The sequence below is a fragment of the Novipirellula sp. genome, assembly GCF_041583735.1.
Taxonomy (GTDB): domain Bacteria; phylum Planctomycetota; class Planctomycetia; order Pirellulales; family Pirellulaceae; genus Novipirellula.
In genome coordinates this window covers 1-2,505 of sequence record NZ_JBFHFD010000922.1, presented here as the reverse complement: position 1 = coordinate 2,505, position 2,505 = coordinate 1, and the positions used below count along the sequence as shown (strand labels likewise).

The 2,505-nt window shown below is 53.7% G+C and carries 3 protein-coding genes; 2 read left to right on the top strand and 1 reads right to left on the bottom strand.

Features of this window, described 5'->3' with window-relative positions; all coding sequences use genetic code 11:
* Both ABX962_RS34625 and ABX962_RS34620 read left to right on the top strand, forming a co-directional pair.
* Nucleotides 1-524 (top strand): hypothetical protein (locus ABX962_RS34625; RefSeq protein ID WP_372726219.1); only part of this gene is annotated, 524 nt, incomplete at its 5' end.
* Between the two features lie 6 nt (nucleotides 525-530).
* Nucleotides 531-1,508 carry a hypothetical protein gene (locus tag ABX962_RS34620; RefSeq protein ID WP_372726218.1) on the top strand — a complete coding sequence of 326 codons (978 nt, stop codon included), beginning with the start codon at nucleotides 531-533 and terminating at the stop codon, nucleotides 1,506-1,508.
* 262 nt (nucleotides 1,509-1,770) lie between these two features.
* Here the strand turns inward: ABX962_RS34620 and ABX962_RS34615 are convergent.
* Nucleotides 1,771-2,505: hypothetical protein (locus ABX962_RS34615; RefSeq protein WP_372726217.1), on the bottom strand; the 735-nt coding region annotated here is incomplete at its 5' end.

Genomic DNA, 2,505 nt, shown 5'->3' with positions numbered 1-2,505 from the left:
GGCTTCCCAAATTCGAAAACGCGATCAACGGCGTCCGTTTTTCGCCCGACGGACGCTTACTTGCGATTGCATCCGGCGACTGGGTCACCGCGGCAGCGGGCTCGGTCGCAGTCTGGGATTTGCGTGGCGGAACGATGCAAAATCGCTTGAATCTAGCTTTACCGGTCGCTGCCGTTGCGTTCGATTCGGCGGGTCTAACCTTGGCAAATTGGGACGGCAAGACCGCGTGGTGGGATCTGCACTCCGATGCAACTGAACCACGCGACGACGTGGCCAAAGATATCGTGTCGCTGGCGTCGATCGCATCGGACACGCAAGCAAATTTGGTCTCCGACGCCGAGAGTCGAAATCAAGCGAACGAACGAATGTTTTGGTTTGAACGAATGGATCGCAGTGGCGACGGACAAGTCAGTTGGAGCGAATTTGATGGTTCGCTTGGAGCGTTTCGAAACCTCGATCTTGACCACGATGGATATGTCTCTTCCATCGAGGTCATGGGCACACCGCCAACGATAGGGAGTTAGAGCTGAATGAGTTTGACATTGTTGAAACGCCACATCGTCGCTTGCCTGATGTTTCTCGCTTGCCAGGCGACCGACTCCCTAGCGACCAATGCTTCCGAGAGCGAGGCCACGAAATGGGCACTTATTATTTCTGGCATTCCTGGCGACCGTGACCATCACACCGAGTTTTCACAGACAATCGAGAGTCTGCATGCATCGCTGAAAGACCGACTCGGCTTCCCAGCAGAAAACATTCGTATTCTGTTTGGCGCCCCACCGAACGAAGAAGACGGCCCCGCAGTTCAGGCGGCCAACGGCATGGCGACTCGCACTGAATTGACAAAACAGGTCGCGGAACTGCGAAAACAGATCCAACCCTCCGATACCCTGTGGGTCATCGTGATGGGACATGCTCATTTTGATGGCCAACGGTCTTATTTAAATTTGCCGGGGGCTGCCGATGGGGAATCGGATTTACACGCGTCCGATTTTGCGGATCTGTTCCGTGGTCTTGATGCCAAACAACAATTGTTTTTTATTAGCACTCCGGTAAGCGGCTTTTTTGTTCGCGGCTTGTCCGCCGAAGGTCGCATCGTCATCACGGCGACGGAAGCGGATCGTGAGGTCAACGCGACATTGTTTCCCGCTGCACTCGCCGAAACACTTGCCGACCCGCCCGCGAAATCGGAACTTGATGTCGATGGGAATGATCAGTTCAGTGTGTTCGATCTCTACATCGCGGTGACACGCAATGTGGCTCGCCGCTATCTCGCCGAATCGTTGCTGGCGACGGAACATGCCCAGCTCGATGACAACGGCGATGGTCGATCAGCCGAACTGCAGTTGGACTATCTGAGCGAAGAGGAAGGAGGTCGACAGCGTGACGGAGCAAAACCGCCCACCATTCGCCAAAACTCGGACGGTTTTATCGCTCAGCAAACCTTGGTTTCCGCCGATTTCCCCAAGCCCGCTCTAACCGACGAAGAGGTTAGCGACGAAGAGTAAAGCTGTGAAGCAGTTTCTCGTAGCGACCTTCGCCAGAAGGTGGTGGTTCGTACTTGCGCGGCAACCATCAACGCTCTGGCGAGCGTAGCTACAAAACGCAAAGCCGATGCGGAAAGTGACCCCGCCGAGCCATGATCGCACTCCGTTTTCATCGTCGCCGTGCATGTACTTCTCACCAAATCCAATGATCAACAAGTACGGTTTGGCGGGGTTTATTACGTTGCTCCAATGCAGAGTAGATTGCGGTTGATGCCAGACCAAATCATCGATTTCTCTTGCTGATGAATTCGCTGCCGTCCCAGAGTCGGCGGAATGCGTTGAAAGGCTTTTCGGGATCCTTCTTCCAATCCCATGGATCGATCGTGGTCACCACATTGTCTTGGTATTTCACGTTGATTCGTGTGGAAGTCATGCGAGCGACCGTGTAATACCATTGCTGTTTCGATCCGATGGTTCGAGCTTCCAAACATAATAACAATTCGGGATCGGTTGCATTGACGAAACCGAATACGCCTCCGGTCAAGACATCTGCTGCCGGCGATTCGTAACTGTACAAGGGTTGTGTCAGCATCCGCAGCAGCGTGGACTTTTTCGCCGAGCCAATCTCGACACTAAACTTTCGTGCAATCGCACGCATCTGCACCATTCTGAGTGTTGACGACGGGGCAATTTCACTGCTGCCATCGATCGCATTCCACTGGATCCCCGTCCTGGGGTTCCACAACGTTTTACCGTCAAATTTTGCAGTCAGTCCTGTCTCGCAGATCGTTTGCCACTCGTGATCCACGTCCCCGTAACTTGTGAACATGCCGACGACTGCTTGTGGCCGCGATTGATAGGTCCACAGAAATACCGAGCCGGCGTGCGTTCGCAGGATAGGATTACTCCATTTCAATATAGGCTCGGGAATGACTTGCAAAGGTTCGCCGCTATCGAGCGTAAGCTCGTATTTGGCAGCGACCTCGGTCATCATTTCGATTCGCTGGCTATTGATCTC

What these genes read in the sequence shown, in the direction of transcription:
- ABX962_RS34620 (WP_372726218.1), top strand. Translation starts at nt 531, where the DNA reads ATGAGTTTGACATTGTTGAAACGCCACATCGTCGCTTGCCTGATGTTT.